This window comes from [Lactobacillus] rogosae (genome assembly GCA_900112995.1).
GTDB classification, from domain to species: Bacteria; Bacillota; Clostridia; order Lachnospirales; family Lachnospiraceae; genus Lachnospira; species Lachnospira rogosae.
On the sequence record FONU01000011.1, the window covers coordinates 35,881 to 53,130 of the forward strand.

Below are 17,250 nucleotides of genomic sequence, written 5' to 3' on the forward strand. Positions count from 1 at the left end.
TGGTGGTTTTATATCCGATTGTCATCATATAATGCACACCACGCACTGAGCACGTTAAGACAGTCTTTATTAAGCGTGTAGTCCGTTCGTGATACAGCTTTCTCGCAGTTGTTGATTGGCAATCTTAAATATGAGGTCTGTCCAGTTACAGCAAGAATATGAAGCAATTCTTCAATTTCACCATTGTTAAGAATTTGTTCAAATGAAGATGGAGAAAAATATTTGTTATTACGATTACGCATTAGCCACCTCCGTATACAATTATGATAATAGGTAATTGTGAAACTCAGTATTACACTTGTAAATATGTGAAAAATCAACAAAATCAACAAAGACACGCTTTTGCTACTTGTCGCTCGCAACGGTACTAAGTGACTACAATACAGTCGCTAAGTGCCGGCGGCTCCAAAATGTCTTCTTATGATTTGTTAATTTTTCACTATGCAGCCGTCTATATAACCGAGTTTCGCAAACGCCTACAATTATGATAATTATATATAAAAATGCCTTAAAGCTCAATCGTAAAACAGCAATCATTCTAATTTATGGTGTGACTAATTATAATTTGATATGCAGAATACATATGAAGTTCAAGAACATATTATTATAATGAACTTGCTTGTTTTTCAGAATAATTAAACTACTTTTGTAAACTTCTTTCATAAACCCATTGATTGAAACTGCCAACTTGTGTTATTATATCAGTTGTGGTTTTCTGTTTACAGGCCACTAATGTTATATGCTATATTAGGAACTAGCAGAATGGAGGAAGCTATGGTAAAAGCTATTGTTGGTGCGAACTGGGGAGATGAAGGTAAAGGTAAGATTACAGATATGCTTGCCGAAGAATCTGATATCGTTGTAAGATTCCAGGGAGGAAGTAACGCTGGACATACAATCATCAATGATTATGGTAAGTTTGCATTACATCTCCTGCCATCAGGAGTATTTTATAATCATATTACAAGTGTAATCGGTAATGGTGTTGCATTAAATATTCCATACCTTGTAAAGGAACTTAAAAGTCTTACAGACAGGAATGTTCCAATGCCTAAGATTCTTGTATCAGACAGAGCACAGATTATGATGCCATATCATATAGATTTTGATACATATGAAGAAGCCAGACTTGCAGGTAAGTCATTTGGTTCAACTAAGTCAGGAATTGCTCCATTCTATTCAGATAAATATGCTAAGATTGGTTTTCAGGTAAGTGAATTATTTGGAGATGAGAATACCCTTAAAGAGAAGATTGCCAATGTATGTACATTAAAGAATGTAATGCTTGAACATCTTTATCATCAGCCACTTCTTAATGAAGAAGATATATTTAATACACTTATGGAATACAAAGAGATGGTTAAGCCATATGTATGTGATACATCAGCTTATCTTCATCAGGCACTTAAGGAAGGCAAGAAGATTCTTCTTGAAGGTCAGTTAGGTTCACTTAAAGACCCAGACCACGGAATATATCCAATGGTTACATCTTCATCAACACTTGCTCCTTATGGTGCTATTGGTGCTGGTATTCCAGCAGCTTCAATTACAGATGTTGTAACAGTTGTTAAGGCATACTCATCAGCAGTAGGTGCTGGTGCATTTGTAAGTGAGATATTCGGAGAGGAAGCTGACGAGTTAAGAAAGCGCGGTGGTGACGGCGGCGAGTTCGGTGCTACAACAGGACGTCCAAGAAGAATGGGCTGGTTCGATGCAGTTGCTACACGTTATGGTGTGCGTATGCAGGGAACAACAGAAGTTGCTCTTACAGTAGTTGATGTACTTGGATATCTTGATGAAATTCCTATGTGTGTAGGCTATGAGATAGATGGAAAGGTTACTAAGGACTTCCCAACTACTTCAGAGCTTGAAAAGGCTAAGCCAGTATTAAAGACACTTCCAGGCTGGAAATGCGATATAAGAGGAATTAAGAATTACGAAGATCTTCCAAAGGAATGCCGTGATTATGTAGAAGCTATCGAGAAAGAGATAGAAGCACCTATAACAATGGTATCGAATGGACCAGGAAGACACGAGATTATTCACAGAGTAAGCTCATACAGCAAATAATTAATAATAACAATAATGCCGTATCTGTAGTCATTAAGATTATCAGATACGGCAAATTTGCGTTAAATAGATTGGTTATATATAATTAATGGTTTCGTCCGGACAGATATTTGTACATAAGCATCATAGCGTAGGCTACGATGGGAAGAACAATATCTGTAAAGATAAGACCTTTGAATAAAGTATGTGCTGTTTCATTATCAATAAATGCTGTGATTAAGGTTGTAAGCAGTAATATGCCCCACGCTATAACTATTATAAGTGCGGCGGCTTTTTTGAATTTTTTCATAAATTATCCTCATTTCTAATGGATTTAATAATATAGAAATGTTATCATATTTTTATTATATATAAAAGGGATATAATTATTAACTATATATAGTTATGTATAAAGAAATATAATTATATGAGTGCTGTGATTATCAGGCGGCTCATAGATGTGAGAGAAAGGTATTAACAGAGGTAGTGATTATGACAAAGAATGTATTGGATTATTTGTATACATCTAAAGAAAAGTTTCCATTAAAGACGGCAGTGGCTGATAATGTATCATCAATGACATATACAGAACTTGTAGATAATGCGACAACAATAGCTGTTGCACTTCTTAAGTACACAGGAGCAAGAAGGGCAGTTCCTATATATATGGATAAAAGCTGTGTTACACTTGCGGCATTTATGGGTGTAGTAATGACAGGCAATTTTTATGTGCTTTTAGAGCCAGCACATCCGGCAGAGAGAATTCACAGCATACTTGATACTCTTCAGGCGGATATTATTGTTACTAACAGAAAGAATGAGAAGAAGGCTGCAAAGCTTGAGTTTACAGGCAATATTGTATACATTGAAGACCTGCTTGAAGCACAGGTTACAGATGAGGACAGAAAGAAGCTTTCGGATATTAAGGCAAATGCTCTTGATATAGATCCATTATATGCAATATTTACATCAGGTTCTACAGGAGTACCTAAGGGAGTTGTTGTAAACCACCGTTCGGTTATAGATTTTATAGAATGTTTTACAGATATATTTGGAATAACAGACAAGGATGTAATTGGTAATCAGGCACCATTTGACTTTGATGTATCAGTTAAGGATATATATTCAAGCTTAAAATGCGGAGCAACACTCCAGATTATACCAAAGAGTATGTTCTCATTCCCGACAAGGCTCTTAGACTACCTTGATGATAACAATGTTACAACTCTTATATGGGCTGTATCAGCGTTATGTATAATAACTACACTTAAGGGCTTTGATTATAAAGTGCCAAAGGCAATTAATAAAGTTATATTCTCAGGTGAGGTAATGCCTATAAAGCACCTTAATATATGGAGAGAATATTATAAGGATGCGTTATTTGCCAACGTATATGGTCCTACAGAGATTACCTGCAATTGCACATATTATATTATAGACAGGGAATTTGCCATTGATGATGTCCTTCCAATGGGCAAGGCATTTCCTAATGAGAGAGTATTCTTATTAGATGAGAATGATAAACTTATTAAGAATAGTGAAGCTGATAAGACAGGCGAGATATGTGTATCAGGAACAGCGGTTACAATGGGTTACTTTAACAATAAAGAAAAGACAGACAGTGCATTTGTCCAGAACCCGCTTAATGGCAGTTATAATGAAATTATATATAGAACTGGTGATTTGGGATATTATAATGATAATAAGGAAATGTGTTTCTCGTCAAGAAAGGACTTCCAGATAAAGCACAATGGACACAGAATTGAATTAGGAGAGCTTGATATGGCTATTAATTCAATGGATAACATACAGAGAGCCTGCTGTATATACCAGCAGGAGGAGAATAAGATATACGCTTTTTATGAGGGGGAGCAGGATAATAAGTCACTCACTCATTATCTTTTATCCAAACTTCCTAAATTTATGATTCCGGAGGTTATGATTAACGTAAAGTCAATGCCTCTTACTAAAAATGGAAAGATAGACAGAAAAGCTTTAATGGAGGAATATAATGCTTAGTACAGAAAAAATTATTGAGATAGCGGACCAACATTCAACACCATTGTATATATTAGATAAAGAAGCACTTGAAAATAGAATTAATGAGATAAAGGCTATATTAGGAGAAGGGGTTACACTCTGCTATGCTATGAAAGCTAATCCATTTTTTGTAGATGCATTTAAACATCTTAATACTAAGTATGAGGTGTGTTCACCGGGAGAATTTGCAATATGCGAGCGAGAGAAGGTCAATATGAAAGATATTGTATTATCCGGTGTTAATAAGGAGAAAGCTGATATATGCCACGTTTTAAATGATTGCGGCGGAGTTGGTGTTTATACAGTAGAGTCAAAGGAACAGTATAGCCTTTTATCAGAATGTGCAAGGGAAGCTGAAGTTACAATAGATGTGCTTTTAAGAGTAACAAGCGGCAACCAGTTCGGACTTGATGAGGAAGATATTAAGGATATTGTTAAGAACAGGGAGAAATATCCAGAACTTAATATTCGTGGTGTACAGTGTTATACAGGTACACAGAAGAAAAAGTTCGATATTATAAAGTCAGAAATAGAGTGGCTTGACGGACTTTGCGACAGCCTTTATGCAGATTATGGCTTTAAAGCAGAAGAATTAGAGTATGGTCCGGGACTTCCGGTATCATATTTTGGCGATGCGGCATATGATAATAAGTATGATATGTTAAAGGAGCTTGCAGCTTTACTTGAAAATTACAAGGCAAAGTACAGCATAACACTTGAAATGGGCAGATATCTTGTAGCTGAGTGTGGTATATATGTAACAGGAATTGCCGATATTAAGAAGAACAAGGGACAGCAGTATGTAATAGTTGATGGCGGCATTAACCATGTTAATTATTATGGACAGGCTATGGCTATGAAGATACCGGCATATTCATATGTAAAAGCAGATGGAACAGTAGTTAAGGATAGAAATGTAATGTCAAAGCTTAACGGAACAGATGATGAGAAATGGACAATATGTGGTTCACTCTGTACAGTTGCAGATCTCATTGTTAAGAATCTTCCAATTGGCACACCGGAATGTAATGACAAGATAATATTTTACAATATCGGAGCATATTCAATAACAGAGGGTATATATCTTTTCTTAAGCAGGAAGATGCCTGTTATAACAGCCTGCAATAAAGACGGAAGCGTGGAAGTGTACAGAGATGTAATATGTTCAGACAGAATTAATTCAAGACAGAATTTATTGAGTTAAATTTACTGGATTAAATATGGCTGATACGAAATAATCTGTATGGGATATTGCAGCTTATACAATATATGATAATAATTTATATAAAATATGCTTGACTTAATATATACATATGTTATATTTTGTATCTGATAGGATTCCTGTTTTTAGTGAGGGCAGAGTGCTTAATTGTAGCTGCCTTATATTATAATGGAATTATTTTAGATGGTGGAAGTTAACAATTTAACTATTCATGACGATATTTTTATTAAGAAAGGCTAGGTTTTTTATAATGGATCAGTTATTGGATATTTTGACAGAGGTTAATTCAGATGTGGATTACGAAACATGCGATACACTCGTAGATGATGGAATTTTAGATTCTTTTGATATTGTATCAATTGTAGGTGAATTAAATGACACATTTGATATCAATATTACTCCTGTTGATATTGTACCTGAGAATTTTAATTCAGCAGAAGCTATGTGGGATATGATTCAGCGTCTTTCTGAGTAATTAACATAATATATGGCTGTTCTTAGAGCGTGGTACGTTTAAGGATAGTCATTAATAAGTTAATTGAAGTTAGTATGTATGTAAGGCACGGAGGCCGAAGTCAGCAGACAAGGAGGAATGGTTATGGCAACAATTTCAGCTTATACTTCCAGTTCAATTTCAACATTGTTTTCTGGTCTTAATTCAAGCAGCAGTAATAACAGCTTTGGAATTGGAAGTCTTGATCTTAGTACTTACAATTCAATTAAGACAGGTGCTTACAAGCAGTTATTAAAGTCTTATTATGCTAAGAATCCTGTTTCATCAAACAGCAGTTCATCTAAGACAGATAACAGCAGTGCAACAACAATTTCATCACAGAAGATTAATGCGACTAAGACTAAGGATGCTTCAAAGGCAGTTGTTAATGATGCAACTGATTTAAGAAAGACATCTTTATGGCAGAAGAAGTCTGTTACTAATGAAGATGGAACAACAGAGAATAAGTATGACGCAGATGCAATCTATAAGGCTGTATCAGCATTTGTCAAAGATTATAATTCTATGATTGATGCGACAGGTGACTCTTCTGATACAAGTGTATTAAGAACAGCATCTAATATGGTTAATACAACCAAAGCTAATTCCAAGGTATTAAAGGAACTTGGAATAAGCGTTGACAGCAATAACAAGCTCGTTATTGACAAAGACACATTTATGGCAGCGGATATGTCAGTTGCTAAGTCGGCATTTGCTGGTGCAGGCTCATTTGGACAGTCTGTTGCTAACAGTGCAGCATCTATATACAGTAGTTCGGCTACTACATTAGCTAAGTTACAGACACAGAACCTTTATGGCTCTGATGGCAGCTACAGCTATGTTTCAGCTTCTGTATATAATCAGTTTACTTAAAAGAGAGGTTAAATATAATGGCATTATTAGATACATGGAGAAATCTTGCTTACCAGACAGAGATGGATAATAAGACAGCTAACGAATTCTGGGGAAGCTATTTTACACAGGAAAAGGCTATATATGAGCAGATTCTTGCAGATCCGGATACAGTAGTTAAAGGAACTGTTAAAGAACTTGCTGATAAGTATGGAGTGGAAGTGCTTCTTATGACAGGATTTCTTGATGGAATCAATGACAGTCTTAAAACTCCTAATCCAATTGAGACAATGGAAGAGGATACAGAAGTAAGTCTTGATTATGACAAAGAAAAACTTTACTACAATATGGTTGCTTGTAAGGCAGATTGGTTATATGAGCTTCCACAGTGGGATAACCTTCTTGATGAAGCTACAAGAAAAGATTTATACAAGAAGCAGAAGTTATCAGGAACTATCGTTAAGGGCAAGAAGATTGGACGTAATGATCCATGTCCTTGCGGAAGCGGTAAGAAGTACAAACAGTGCTGTGGAAAGAACGCTTAATTGGTAATAAACAGTTTGTTGGTTAACCTGCAGGTAGTCTTAAGACTACCCGCAGGTCTTTTGAATTTATGCGAATTGGAGATAATATGGAAGCATATACAGGATTTGCCTATGTCTATGATGAGTATATGGACAATATACCATATGACGAATGGGAAGAGTATTTAGTAGAATTATTAAAAGAGAATGGTATAGACAAAGATAATACAGTTATAGACCTTGGCTGTGGCACAGGAACAGTGACAAGAATGTTGGATAAAGAGGGGTATAACTGCATAGGAATAGATTTATCTGAGGATATGCTTTCTATAGCAAGTGACAAGACATATGACAGCGGACAGCAGATAATATACAGTTGTCAGGATATGAGGGATTTCGAAGTTCCATATGAGACAGATGCATTTATAAGTATTGGTGACTCAATGAATTATATAACAGCTAATGATGATTTGTGTGATGTGTTTAAATGTGTAAAGAAAGGCCTGAAACAGGGAGGAGTATTTATATTTGATTTAAAGACAATACATTTTTTTAAGGATATATTAGCTGATAATACATATGCTGAGAATAGGGAAGATTCAGCGTTTATATGGGACAATTATTATGATGAGGAAAGCTCTAACAATGAGTATGAGCTTGCCGTATTCGTAAGAAATGAAGATGGAACGTTTGATAGATTTGAGGAAGAACACTACCAGCATGGTTTTACTTTGGGAGAAGTAGCTGATGCTGTAAAAAAAGCGGGACTTAAAATCAGGAATGTATATGATGCATTTTCACATAATGCACCTGATGATAATTCCGAAAGGCTGTATTATATAATAGAAAAATAACTGCGTGCCATTATGCACGCATATAAGCAATAAAGTATTATATAACAAAAGTAATAATGAGTTATGTAATACGCAGATAGTGAATCGTGCACTGAAATATGCACAGGAAAGAGGAATGTTATGAAAGACTATATAGTAAGAGCAACAGCCGCTAATGGACAGGTAAGAGCATTTGCGGCTACTACAAGAGGTGTTGTTGAAACAGCAAGAAAAGATCATAATACAAGCCCTATAGCAACTGTGGCACTTGGAAGACTTCTTACGGGTGCAGCTATGATGGGAATAATGATGAAGAATGATTCAGATATACTTACTGTCCAGATTAAGGGAAATGGACCAATTGGTGCGATGACAGTAACAGCAGAGCCTAATGGACATGTAAAGGGCTTTGTTGCCAATCCGGAGGTTATGCTTCCATTAAAGAATGGACATATGGATATAGCCGGTGCAGTTGGTATCGGTGTTTTAAGTGTAATTAAGGATATTGGCTTAAGAGAGCCTTATGTTGGAGATACTATTCTGATAACAAGTGAGATAGCTGATGACCTGACATACTATTTTGCAACAAGTGAGCAGGTTCCATCATCAGTAGGACTTGGTGTTCTTATGAATAAGGACAACACAGTAAGAGAAGCTGGCGGATTTATTATACAGCTTATGCCTAATGCAACAGATGAGTTTATAGACAAGCTTGAAAAGAGAATTAAAGAGATTAAGTCGGTTACTAATATGCTTGATGAGGGTATGACACCAGAGGATATATTAGAGCATATATTAGGAGATATGGATTTACAGATACTTGATACAGTTCCTACAGAATTCTACTGCAACTGCTCTAAGGAAAGAGTAAGTGCGGCTGTAATAAGTGTTGGTAAAGAGGAGCTTCAGAAGATGATAGATGAGGGTGAACCAATAGAGGTAAACTGCCATTTCTGTAACAGCCACTACAAATTCAGCGTTGATGAGTTAAAGGATATGCTTATTAAAGCAAGATAATGAATATAAATCAGCTATTTCTTGAATTTATTATATAATTGCTGTATTATTAATTTAATATGGATTGATTAAGCAGGAACTGTTTAGGAGGAACTTACTAATGGATAACGAGACTGTTTCAAAGAATTTTATTGAACAGATTATTGATAAGGATATTGAGGAGGGACATTGCCAGAAGGTAGTCACAAGATTCCCACCAGAACCTAATGGATATCTTCATATAGGACATGCCAAATCAATATTACTTAATTATGGACTGGCCAAGGAATATAATGGTCAGTTTAATATGAGATTTGATGATACTAACCCAACAAAGGAAAAGGTTGAGTTCGTAGACTCTATTAAGAAGGATGTTGAATGGCTTGGTGCTAAATGGAATGGAGATGTTCTTTTTGCATCTAATTATTTTCCACAGATGTATGAAGCTGCTATCAGACTTATCAAGAAGGGAAAGGCTTATGTAGATGACCTTTCAGCAGAGGAGATAAGACAGTATAGAGGAACACTTACAGAGCCGGGCAAGGAAAGTCCTTACAGAGAGCGTTCTGTAGAGGAAAATCTCAAGCTTTTTGAAGAGATGAAGGAAGGTAAGTATGAAGACGGAGAGAAAGTATTAAGAGCTAAGATTGATATGGCTTCTCCTAATATCAATATGAGAGATCCTATTATATACAGGGTTGCGCATATGACACACCACAGAACAGGTGATGAGTGGTGCATATATCCTATGTATGACTTTGCACATCCTATTGAGGATGCTGTTGAGGGAATAACACACTCTATATGTACACTTGAGTTTGAAGACCACAGACCATTATATGACTGGGTTATTATTGAGACAGGATATAAGACATCACCAGAGGAAAATCCTAAGCAGATTGAGTTTGCCAAGTTATATCTTACTAATGTAGTAACAGGTAAAAGATATATTAAGAAGCTTGTAGAAGATGGTGTTGTAGATGGCTGGGACGACCCAAGGCTTGTATCTATAGCTGCTTTAAGAAGAAGAGGTTTTACACCAGAATCTATAAAGATGTTCGTGGATCTTGTAGGTGTTACTAAGGCACAGGGTTCAGTTGAATATCCTATGCTTGAATACTGCATAAGAGAAGACTTAAAGCTTAAGGTTAAGAGAATGATGGCTATTCTTGATCCTGTTAAACTTGTTATTGACAATTATCCAGAAGATCAGGTTGAATATATGGACGTTGCCAATAATCAGGAAAATCCAGAAATGGGAACAAGAAAAGTACCATTTACTAAAGAATTATACATTGAAAGGGAAGATTTTATGGAAGAACCTCCAAAGAAGTATTTCAGAATGTTCCCAGGCAATGAAGTAAGACTTATGAATGCTTATTATGTAACATGCACAGGCGTTGATAAAGATGAGAATGGCAATATTAATTGTATTCATTGTACTTACGATCCAGAGACAAAGGGCGGCAATTTTGCTGGAAGAAAAGTTAAAGGAACTATACACTGGGTATCAGCATCAAGGGGAATAAATGCTGAGGTAAGATTGTATGATAATATTGTAGACGAAGAAAAGGGTGTATACAATGAAGATGGTTCTATGAACATTAATCCTAATTCACTTACAATTCTTAAGAACTGTGTATTAGAGCCAGAGCTTGCTAAAGCCAGGCCAGAGGACAGATTCCAGTTTGTAAGAAATGGATATTTCTGCGTTGACAACAAGGATTCAAAGGGGAATGTATTGGTGTTCAATAGAATAGTTTCATTGAAAAGCTCATTTAAACTTCAGAAGTAATTAATGCCATTATAATGGCAGTATGGGTAATGATATGGAAATCAAAGATGAAAAGTCTTATATATTTGATAAGACGATGAAATGCAATGTATGTAACAAAGAGTTTACTACTAAGCAGGTAAGAACTGGCAAAGCCAGATATACAGGAACTAACGACATACTTAAGCCATTGTATACAGGAATAGATAGTACGAAGTATGATATTATTATGTGTCCTCATTGTGGCTATGCGGCAGTTCCGAGAACTTATGGAAAGCTGACACCTAAACAGAGGCAGCTAATCAGAGATAATATTGAAGGTAAATTCAAGGTTACATGGAAGGAAGAGGACAGCTATTCTTATGATGTAGCGATAAGACGTTGTAAAATGGCACTTCTTACGGAGATGATAACAGGTACTAAGATAAGTGAAAGTGCGTATCTTTGTTTAAGATTAGCGTGGCTTTATGATGGCAGGATTGAAGAACTTAGAAGCCAGAATGCCAGTGAAGAAATAATTAACCAACACCTGAAATCCCAGCAGGAGTATATTCAGGATGCCTATAAAGGATTTAAGGAGGCAGTTCAGACACAATACCCTCCTATATGTGGTATGGATGAGAATACAATTAATTATCTGCTCGCCAGCCTTGGCATAAAATGCAAAGATTATGGTACAGCAAAGCAGTTTGCCTCATCAATAGTAACATCCAGGTCTGCACAGGCAGGTCTTAAGGAGAAGGCAAGGGGATTGTTAGGACAGATTAAAGCAAATGAATAGAATTAAGACAGTGTTTCAAAAGCTATGGTCATATGAGACATTTCATATATTCATGTATTCAATTGCACTAAATGCAGTGATTGAATGTCTTAATAACAGAGGATTAACAGGACTTTTGAAGATATTCACAAGTCCTGTTATCTTTCTTATGAACACCTTGATAATAATGACTACATTATCAATAGGGTTGTTCTTTAAGAGAAGAATATTTGTATATGTGCTTATGGCTGTATTGTGGATTATATTAGCATTTATTAACTTTGTAGTGTTGTATTCACGAAAGACACCATTTACAGCGATGGATATATATCTTATAAGTGATGCCATAAAGGTCATACCGCTGTATATTAATGTATTCCAGATGATACTTATAGTAGTCGGGATAATCGCAGTTATATCGGGGCTTGTAATGTTGTTTAAAAGAACAAAGGTGTATACACAGGAACTGCCATTATATAAGCAGTTATTACATTCAGGCTTTAAGTTTGCAGTGATATTCCTGCTTACATATGCGGTTGCGGCAAGTCTTATAATTAATGGATATGTACAGACACATTTTGGCAATCTTGCACAGGCATATAAGCAGTATGGATTTGTGTATTGCTTTACAAGCAGTATTAAAGACCGTGGAATAAGCAAGTCCAAGGAATATTCAGAAGAATATATTGATGGAATAAAAGATGAGCTTGATGAAAATGTACCTGACGCATCAGAGACTTCACCTAATATAATATTTGTACAGCTTGAATCATTTTTTGACCCTAAGCTTGTAAAGGGTGTTACATTTTCAAGTAATCCAACACCTAATCTTGACAGGATAATGAAAGAATATTCGTCAGGATATCTGTCAGTGCCTTGCTTTGGTGCAGGTACGGCTAATACTGAATTTGAGGTTCAGACAGGTGTTAACCTTGATGATTTTGGACCAGGTGAATATCCTTACAGGACAGTTATGCAGTCAAAGACGTGTGAGTCAGCCGCTTATGATTTAAGAAAGCTTGGCTATTCAACACACGCAATCCATAATAATGATGCAACATTTTATGACAGATATAAGGTATTCTCACATCTTGGATATGATACTTTTACATCTATTGAATATATGGATAGTGATTATCAGAAGACGCCACTTGGCTGGGCTAAGGATAAAATGCTTACAGCACAGATAAAGAAGGCTCTTGACTCAACAGAAGGAGCAGATTATATATTTACTATATCAGTTCAGGGACATGGAGATTATCCAACGACAATGCCAGAGGGCTTTATTCCAGGAATAACAGTTTCAGGATTTTTTGATGAAGAGGAACAGGTACAGTTCGAGTATTATGTTAACCAGATTCACGAGATGGATACATTTATAGGTGAACTTACTAATATGTTATCCAGAAGAAATGAAGAAACCGTACTTGTTATGTATGGCGATCATCTTCCAACATTTAATTTCACTAATGATACTATGGAGAATGGTGATATATACCAGACAGAGTATTTTATATGGTCTAATTATGGTTTAGAGAAGAAAGATATTGATCTTCAGGCATATCAGCTATCAGCTGCAGTATTTGACAGGCTTGGAATATCAGAAGGTTATATTATGAAGTTCCATCAGGCAAAGCATAATGATGCTGATTACCTTAAGAAGTTAAAGGTACTTGAATACGATATATTGTATGGTGATAAACAGATATATGACGGAAAAGTTCCTTATGTAGCCACAGATTTAAAAATGGGAATTGACGATATTACAATAGATGAAGTGTATGATTATAAGGATTATGTATGTATAAGCGGTAAGAATTTCAATGATTTCAGCACTGTATACATTAATAATAAAGAGCAGGAAAATGCAGAGCTTATAAGTAGTACAATGATAAGAGTACCTAAACGCAGTATCAAATCAGGAGATGAAATAGCAATAGCCCAGAGAGGCAATGATAAGATAGAGCTTGGAAGAACCACATATATTGTGCCAAATTAATTAGAATTATAATAAATAAATTGACACTAACAATTGAAAATGTTAATATGAAAAAGGTGTAATCACCACATATTAAATTTGGAGGTACTTGAAATGAAAGGTACAGTAAAGTGGTTCAATAACCAGAAGGGTTACGGCTTTATAAGTGATGAGTCTGGAAAGGATGTTTTTGTTCATTATTCAGGACTTAATATGGAAGGTTTCAAGTCTTTAGAGGAAGGTGCTGCTGTTGAGTTTGATGTAACAGAAGGTGCTAAGGGTCCTCAGGCTGTCAACGTAACAAAATTATAATCCGAATGGTTTGCAGTGTGCCTTTTCCTGATTTATATATAGATTTTTGAAAAGATATATTGTTATACAATTAAGATTATTAAAGAGCAGTCGCTTCTGGGTGGCTGCTCTTTTGTATATAGTGGAGATGATTATTATAATTTTTTTTATATATAGTTAATTGTATAAGAAGTGCATTGTATGTTAGAATTAATAACAGATAAATATTACGGAGGAATTATTGTGGAAGAATATGGTATCAGTTTAGAAAATGGAATACCTGCAGGAGCAGAGAATATGCTGTCAGCAGGCGGAATTCTTTTATTATCGGCATTTATAGTGCTTACTATAGTTGTCATTAAAAGGTGGAATGGACGTTTTGTTAATGTGCTGGCTGGTGCATTTGCATACTCAATATTTGTATTTATATGCTGTAACCTGATTATGTCAGCACTTGCACTTATCCCATCAATAGATGAAGCATTTACTAATAACAGTACAGCATATACAGTTGTATATTCAATTCTTGCGGCTGTTGCAATGACATTTGCAAGATATGTATTGTGCAGGTTTATGAATGGGAGATTTGAAAGAAAAGGCGATATATATTTATCAGGTATAGGTCTTGCTTTAGGTGATGGAGTTCTATATGGACTTACAGTCATATCTACAATGTCAATAGCCACAGCTATTAACAATGAGGGGATTGATGCAATGATGGCAGGACTTACACAGAATGATACAGAAACATTTTACCAGACACTTGGTAATCTTGTTAATGCACCATCATATTTGTGGTTATTAATGGGAATAGCCTTCACACTTGATGTTATTCTTTCTATAGCACTCAGTGCTGCTATACAGGCATATGTTAAGGGTGTGGCTTCTTATATGACAGGCTGTTATGTTGCAATAATACAGTTTGCAAGTTATATATCATTCCAGATATTTGATTACAGTTCGCCAGTATCAATAATAGTCTGCTTTGTTATTAAGATGGTTATAGATATTGCGGCAATAGCATATGTGTTCAAGGTTGTTGTCAGGGAGATGAATTACGCTAATGACTGATATAGTAACTGGTTTAACAACAGAAGAGGTAAATAAATTAAAAGAGCAGGGTTTAGATAATATTCCTGTAGGCAATCAGTCTAAGACAATAGGACAGATAATCGCAGGAAATGTATTTACATATTTTAACTTTGTATTTGCGGTATTTGCAGCACTTTTAATTCTTGTAAGGTCATATATTAATATGACCTTTTTGCCTATTATATTGCTTAATACTATACTTGGTATAGTACAGGAAATAAAAGCCAAGATAGTATTAGACAGGCTTACTGTTGTTAATGCCCCTAGAACTAAGGTTATAAGGGACAGTGCTGTATCAGAGGTTGATTCAGTTACACTTGTTAAAGGCGATGTATGTATATTCACAGCAGGCAACCAGCTCAGTGCCGATGCCATACTTGCAGAGGGCTGTGTCAGAGTTAATGAGGCGATGGTAACAGGTGAATCTGACGAAGTTATTAAAAATAAAGGAGACATATTATTATCAGGAAGTTATATTGTATCAGGAGAATGTAAGGCAGTTCTTACGCAAGTAGGCCATAAGGCGTATGCGGCAAGACTGGCATTGGAAGCCAAGGCAGGGCGTAAGAAAAAAAAGACCGATATGATGAAATCTTTGGATAATCTTGTAAAAATAATTGGAGTTGTAATAGTTCCACTTGGAATTATTATGTATTTGCAGAGCCATTTCTTTCTTGGGCATACTATAAAGAATAGTGTTGTATCTATGGTTGCCTCACTGGTAGGAATGATTCCGGAAGGTCTGTATCTGCTTGCCAGCGTGGCTTTAGTAGTCAGTGTCAAGAAGCTAGCCAGGAGCAATGTATTAGTACATGAGATGAATTGTGTGGAGACACTTGCAAGGGTTAATGTGTTGTGCGTTGATAAGACAGGTACAATTACAAGACCGGATATGTCTGTAAGTGATGTCGTATTTTTAAAGGACAATGTAGGAAAGCTTATTGCAGGAGTTGCCGGCAATATGGATGATGATAATGAAACGATGAAAGCGATAAAGAATTATTACCATATTACGGGCAGGGATAATAGTGCAGAGAGAGTATACTCATTTTCTTCACAGAACAAATACAGCGGAGCAGTATTAGATGGCAGATGTTATATATTCGGTGCACCTGAATATGTACTGCTTGATACATATGCAGAATATGAGGATATATTTGAAAGATATTCAGGACACGGAGAAAGAATACTTGTATTTGGCGAGTGTGTGGGTGACCCTTGCGGTAATATTATAGAAGAAGCGGTTAATCCTTATGCTTTTATAATATTGGAGAATGAGATAAGGGATACAGCCAAAGAAACATTTGGATACTTTGCTTCGCAAGGTGTGGATATAGTTGTTATATCCGGAGATAATCCGGTCACAGCTTCAAAGGTGGCTGTGAGGGCAGGAATTAACAATGCAGAGAATTATATAGATGCAACGACACTTAAGAGCAGACAGGATATAAGGGAAGCGATAACTAAGTATACTGTATTTGGAAGAGTTGTTCCAAGCCAGAAGAAGGAGATTATAGAAGCCTATAAAGAAAGCGGCAAGGTTGTAGCTATGACAGGAGATGGAGTTAATGATGTGCTAGCGTTAAAATGTGCTGACTGTAGTGTGGCTATGGCATCGGGAAGCGAGGCAGCAAGCAATGCGGCACAGGTAGTTCTTTTAGACTCAGATTTTTCCAAAATGCCTCAGGTTGTGCTTGAGGGCAGGCGTGTGGTTAATAATATACAGAGGTCAGCTTCTCTGTTTCTTGTTAAAAATATATTCTCGATATTAACGACAATATTTACACTTATAGCGGCTAACCTTTATCCGCTTTATCCAACTCAATTGTCACTGCTTGGAGCATTTACAATTGGAACACCGGCATTCTTTCTGGCATTACAGCCTAATAAGAATATAATACGTGGGGATTTCCTTACGAATGTCATTATAAAGGCACTGCCCGCAGGAATAACTGATTTTATTATGTTGGCGGTGATATCGATACATGGTGCAGTTATTGGAATGAGCAATGAGCAGATATCAACAGTTGCAATAATAGTACTTCTTATAATCGGAATGATGTCACTTATAAGAATATGCAGGCCATTTGACTGGCTGAGGGCATTGGTATGTATTGCGATGGGGGTTGGAATTGCAATATGTCTATTATTCTTTAAGAAGATATTTGCAATCGCAGCTATCAATATGGTAATGCTTAATATGATTATTGTGTATGCAGTTGTTGCAGTTGGACTGTTTGTACTGATGTGCAGGATTGTAGGCACAGTAATAGAATATATTGAAGGTCATAGCAGAAGATTTAGAAAGCTTCTTAAGGGGTAGCTGCAAGATTTATAAAGATTGGT

The 17,250-nt window shown here is 36.0% G+C and carries 16 protein-coding genes; 14 read left to right on the forward strand and 2 right to left on the reverse strand.

Annotated features, from left to right (window positions below; all coding sequences use genetic code 11):
- Window positions 1-8 precede the first annotated feature (8 nt).
- Entirely contained in the window at window positions 9-242 is a 234-nt protein-coding gene (locus BM157_RS05600; protein WP_090140261.1) for a hypothetical protein, read from the reverse strand.
- A gap of 532 nt (window positions 243-774) precedes the next feature.
- Here BM157_RS05600 and BM157_RS05605 point away from each other — a divergent pair.
- Window positions 775-2,070 carry an adenylosuccinate synthase gene (locus BM157_RS05605; protein WP_055176681.1) on the forward strand — a complete coding sequence of 432 codons (1,296 nt, stop codon included), beginning with the start codon at window positions 775-777 and terminating at the stop codon, window positions 2,068-2,070.
- Between the two features lie 85 nt (window positions 2,071-2,155).
- Here BM157_RS05605 and BM157_RS05610 read toward each other — a convergent pair whose 3' ends face one another.
- A complete protein-coding gene (locus BM157_RS05610; RefSeq protein ID WP_022502762.1) occupies window positions 2,156-2,359 on the reverse strand; it encodes a hypothetical protein in 204 nt (67 codons plus the stop codon).
- A 182-nt stretch (window positions 2,360-2,541) separates the two neighbouring features.
- On the opposite strand from BM157_RS05610, the gene BM157_RS05615 reads away from it, so the two are divergent.
- From BM157_RS05615 to BM157_RS05675, 13 genes are all read left to right on the forward strand, one after another.
- Window positions 2,542-4,068 carry an amino acid adenylation domain-containing protein gene (locus BM157_RS05615; protein WP_055306768.1) on the forward strand — a complete coding sequence of 509 codons (1,527 nt, stop codon included), beginning with the start codon at window positions 2,542-2,544 and terminating at the stop codon, window positions 4,066-4,068.
- Window positions 4,061-5,293 carry an alanine racemase gene (locus BM157_RS05620; protein ID WP_090140264.1) on the forward strand — a complete coding sequence of 411 codons (1,233 nt, stop codon included), beginning with the start codon at window positions 4,061-4,063 and terminating at the stop codon, window positions 5,291-5,293. Before BM157_RS05615 ends, BM157_RS05620 begins: the two co-directional genes overlap by 8 nt.
- A 268-nt stretch (window positions 5,294-5,561) precedes the next feature.
- Window positions 5,562-5,786, forward strand: a complete 225-nt coding sequence (locus BM157_RS05625) for a phosphopantetheine-binding protein (protein WP_022501495.1) — start codon at window positions 5,562-5,564, stop codon at window positions 5,784-5,786.
- Between the two features lie 123 nt (window positions 5,787-5,909).
- Window positions 5,910-6,677 (forward strand): hypothetical protein, encoded by a 768-nt coding sequence (locus BM157_RS05630; protein ID WP_022501494.1) that lies wholly within the window; start codon window positions 5,910-5,912, stop codon window positions 6,675-6,677.
- Between the two features lie 17 nt (window positions 6,678-6,694).
- A complete protein-coding gene (locus BM157_RS05635; protein ID WP_022501493.1) occupies window positions 6,695-7,201 on the forward strand; it encodes an SEC-C metal-binding domain-containing protein in 507 nt (168 codons plus the stop codon).
- A gap of 86 nt (window positions 7,202-7,287) precedes the next feature.
- Complete coding sequence (locus BM157_RS05640; protein WP_055176678.1) at window positions 7,288-8,034, forward strand: class I SAM-dependent DNA methyltransferase; 747 nt, start codon at window positions 7,288-7,290, stop codon at window positions 8,032-8,034.
- Between the two features lie 120 nt (window positions 8,035-8,154).
- On the forward strand, window positions 8,155-9,030 hold the full coding sequence (hslO, locus tag BM157_RS05645) for an Hsp33 family molecular chaperone HslO (RefSeq protein WP_022501491.1): 876 nt from the start codon (window positions 8,155-8,157) through the stop codon (window positions 9,028-9,030).
- A 100-nt stretch (window positions 9,031-9,130) separates the two neighbouring features.
- On the forward strand, window positions 9,131-10,804 hold the full coding sequence (locus BM157_RS05650; protein WP_090140266.1) for a glutamine--tRNA ligase/YqeY domain fusion protein: 1,674 nt from the start codon (window positions 9,131-9,133) through the stop codon (window positions 10,802-10,804).
- Between the two features lie 34 nt (window positions 10,805-10,838).
- A complete protein-coding gene (locus BM157_RS05655) occupies window positions 10,839-11,564 on the forward strand; it encodes a DUF2225 domain-containing protein (protein WP_172677792.1) in 726 nt (241 codons plus the stop codon).
- Complete coding sequence (locus tag BM157_RS05660) at window positions 11,557-13,542, forward strand: LTA synthase family protein (protein ID WP_022501488.1); 1,986 nt, start codon at window positions 11,557-11,559, stop codon at window positions 13,540-13,542. Before BM157_RS05655 ends, BM157_RS05660 begins: the two co-directional genes overlap by 8 nt.
- 93 nt (window positions 13,543-13,635) lie before the next feature.
- Window positions 13,636-13,833 (forward strand): cold-shock protein, encoded by a 198-nt coding sequence (locus BM157_RS05665; protein ID WP_022501487.1) that lies wholly within the window; start codon window positions 13,636-13,638, stop codon window positions 13,831-13,833.
- A gap of 180 nt (window positions 13,834-14,013) precedes the next feature.
- The gene (locus BM157_RS05670; protein WP_022501486.1) at window positions 14,014-14,883 is read left to right on the forward strand and encodes a YhfC family glutamic-type intramembrane protease; all 870 of its coding nucleotides are present in this window, start codon (window positions 14,014-14,016) and stop codon (window positions 14,881-14,883) included.
- Complete coding sequence (locus BM157_RS05675; RefSeq protein ID WP_090140268.1) at window positions 14,876-17,227, forward strand: HAD-IC family P-type ATPase; 2,352 nt, start codon at window positions 14,876-14,878, stop codon at window positions 17,225-17,227. Before BM157_RS05670 ends, BM157_RS05675 begins: the two co-directional genes overlap by 8 nt.
- The last annotated feature ends 23 nt before the right edge of the window (window positions 17,228-17,250 follow it).

What these genes read in the sequence shown, in the direction of transcription:
- BM157_RS05600 (WP_090140261.1), bottom strand. Translation starts at nt 242, where the DNA reads ATGCGTAATCGTAATAACAAATATTTTTCTCCATCTTCATTTGAACAA.
- BM157_RS05605 (WP_055176681.1), top strand. Translation starts at nt 775, where the DNA reads ATGGTAAAAGCTATTGTTGGTGCGAACTGGGGAGATGAAGGTAAAGGT.
- BM157_RS05610 (WP_022502762.1), bottom strand. Translation starts at nt 2,359, where the DNA reads ATGAAAAAATTCAAAAAAGCCGCCGCACTTATAATAGTTATAGCGTGG.
- BM157_RS05615 (WP_055306768.1), top strand. Translation starts at nt 2,542, where the DNA reads ATGACAAAGAATGTATTGGATTATTTGTATACATCTAAAGAAAAGTTT.
- BM157_RS05620 (WP_090140264.1), top strand. Translation starts at nt 4,061, where the DNA reads ATGCTTAGTACAGAAAAAATTATTGAGATAGCGGACCAACATTCAACA.
- BM157_RS05625 (WP_022501495.1), top strand. Translation starts at nt 5,562, where the DNA reads ATGGATCAGTTATTGGATATTTTGACAGAGGTTAATTCAGATGTGGAT.
- BM157_RS05630 (WP_022501494.1), top strand. Translation starts at nt 5,910, where the DNA reads ATGGCAACAATTTCAGCTTATACTTCCAGTTCAATTTCAACATTGTTT.
- BM157_RS05635 (WP_022501493.1), top strand. Translation starts at nt 6,695, where the DNA reads ATGGCATTATTAGATACATGGAGAAATCTTGCTTACCAGACAGAGATG.
- BM157_RS05640 (WP_055176678.1), top strand. Translation starts at nt 7,288, where the DNA reads ATGGAAGCATATACAGGATTTGCCTATGTCTATGATGAGTATATGGAC.
- hslO (WP_022501491.1), top strand. Translation starts at nt 8,155, where the DNA reads ATGAAAGACTATATAGTAAGAGCAACAGCCGCTAATGGACAGGTAAGA.
- BM157_RS05650 (WP_090140266.1), top strand. Translation starts at nt 9,131, where the DNA reads ATGGATAACGAGACTGTTTCAAAGAATTTTATTGAACAGATTATTGAT.
- BM157_RS05655 (WP_172677792.1), top strand. Translation starts at nt 10,839, where the DNA reads ATGGAAATCAAAGATGAAAAGTCTTATATATTTGATAAGACGATGAAA.
- BM157_RS05660 (WP_022501488.1), top strand. Translation starts at nt 11,557, where the DNA reads ATGAATAGAATTAAGACAGTGTTTCAAAAGCTATGGTCATATGAGACA.
- BM157_RS05665 (WP_022501487.1), top strand. Translation starts at nt 13,636, where the DNA reads ATGAAAGGTACAGTAAAGTGGTTCAATAACCAGAAGGGTTACGGCTTT.
- BM157_RS05670 (WP_022501486.1), top strand. Translation starts at nt 14,014, where the DNA reads ATGTTAGAATTAATAACAGATAAATATTACGGAGGAATTATTGTGGAA.
- BM157_RS05675 (WP_090140268.1), top strand. Translation starts at nt 14,876, where the DNA reads ATGACTGATATAGTAACTGGTTTAACAACAGAAGAGGTAAATAAATTA.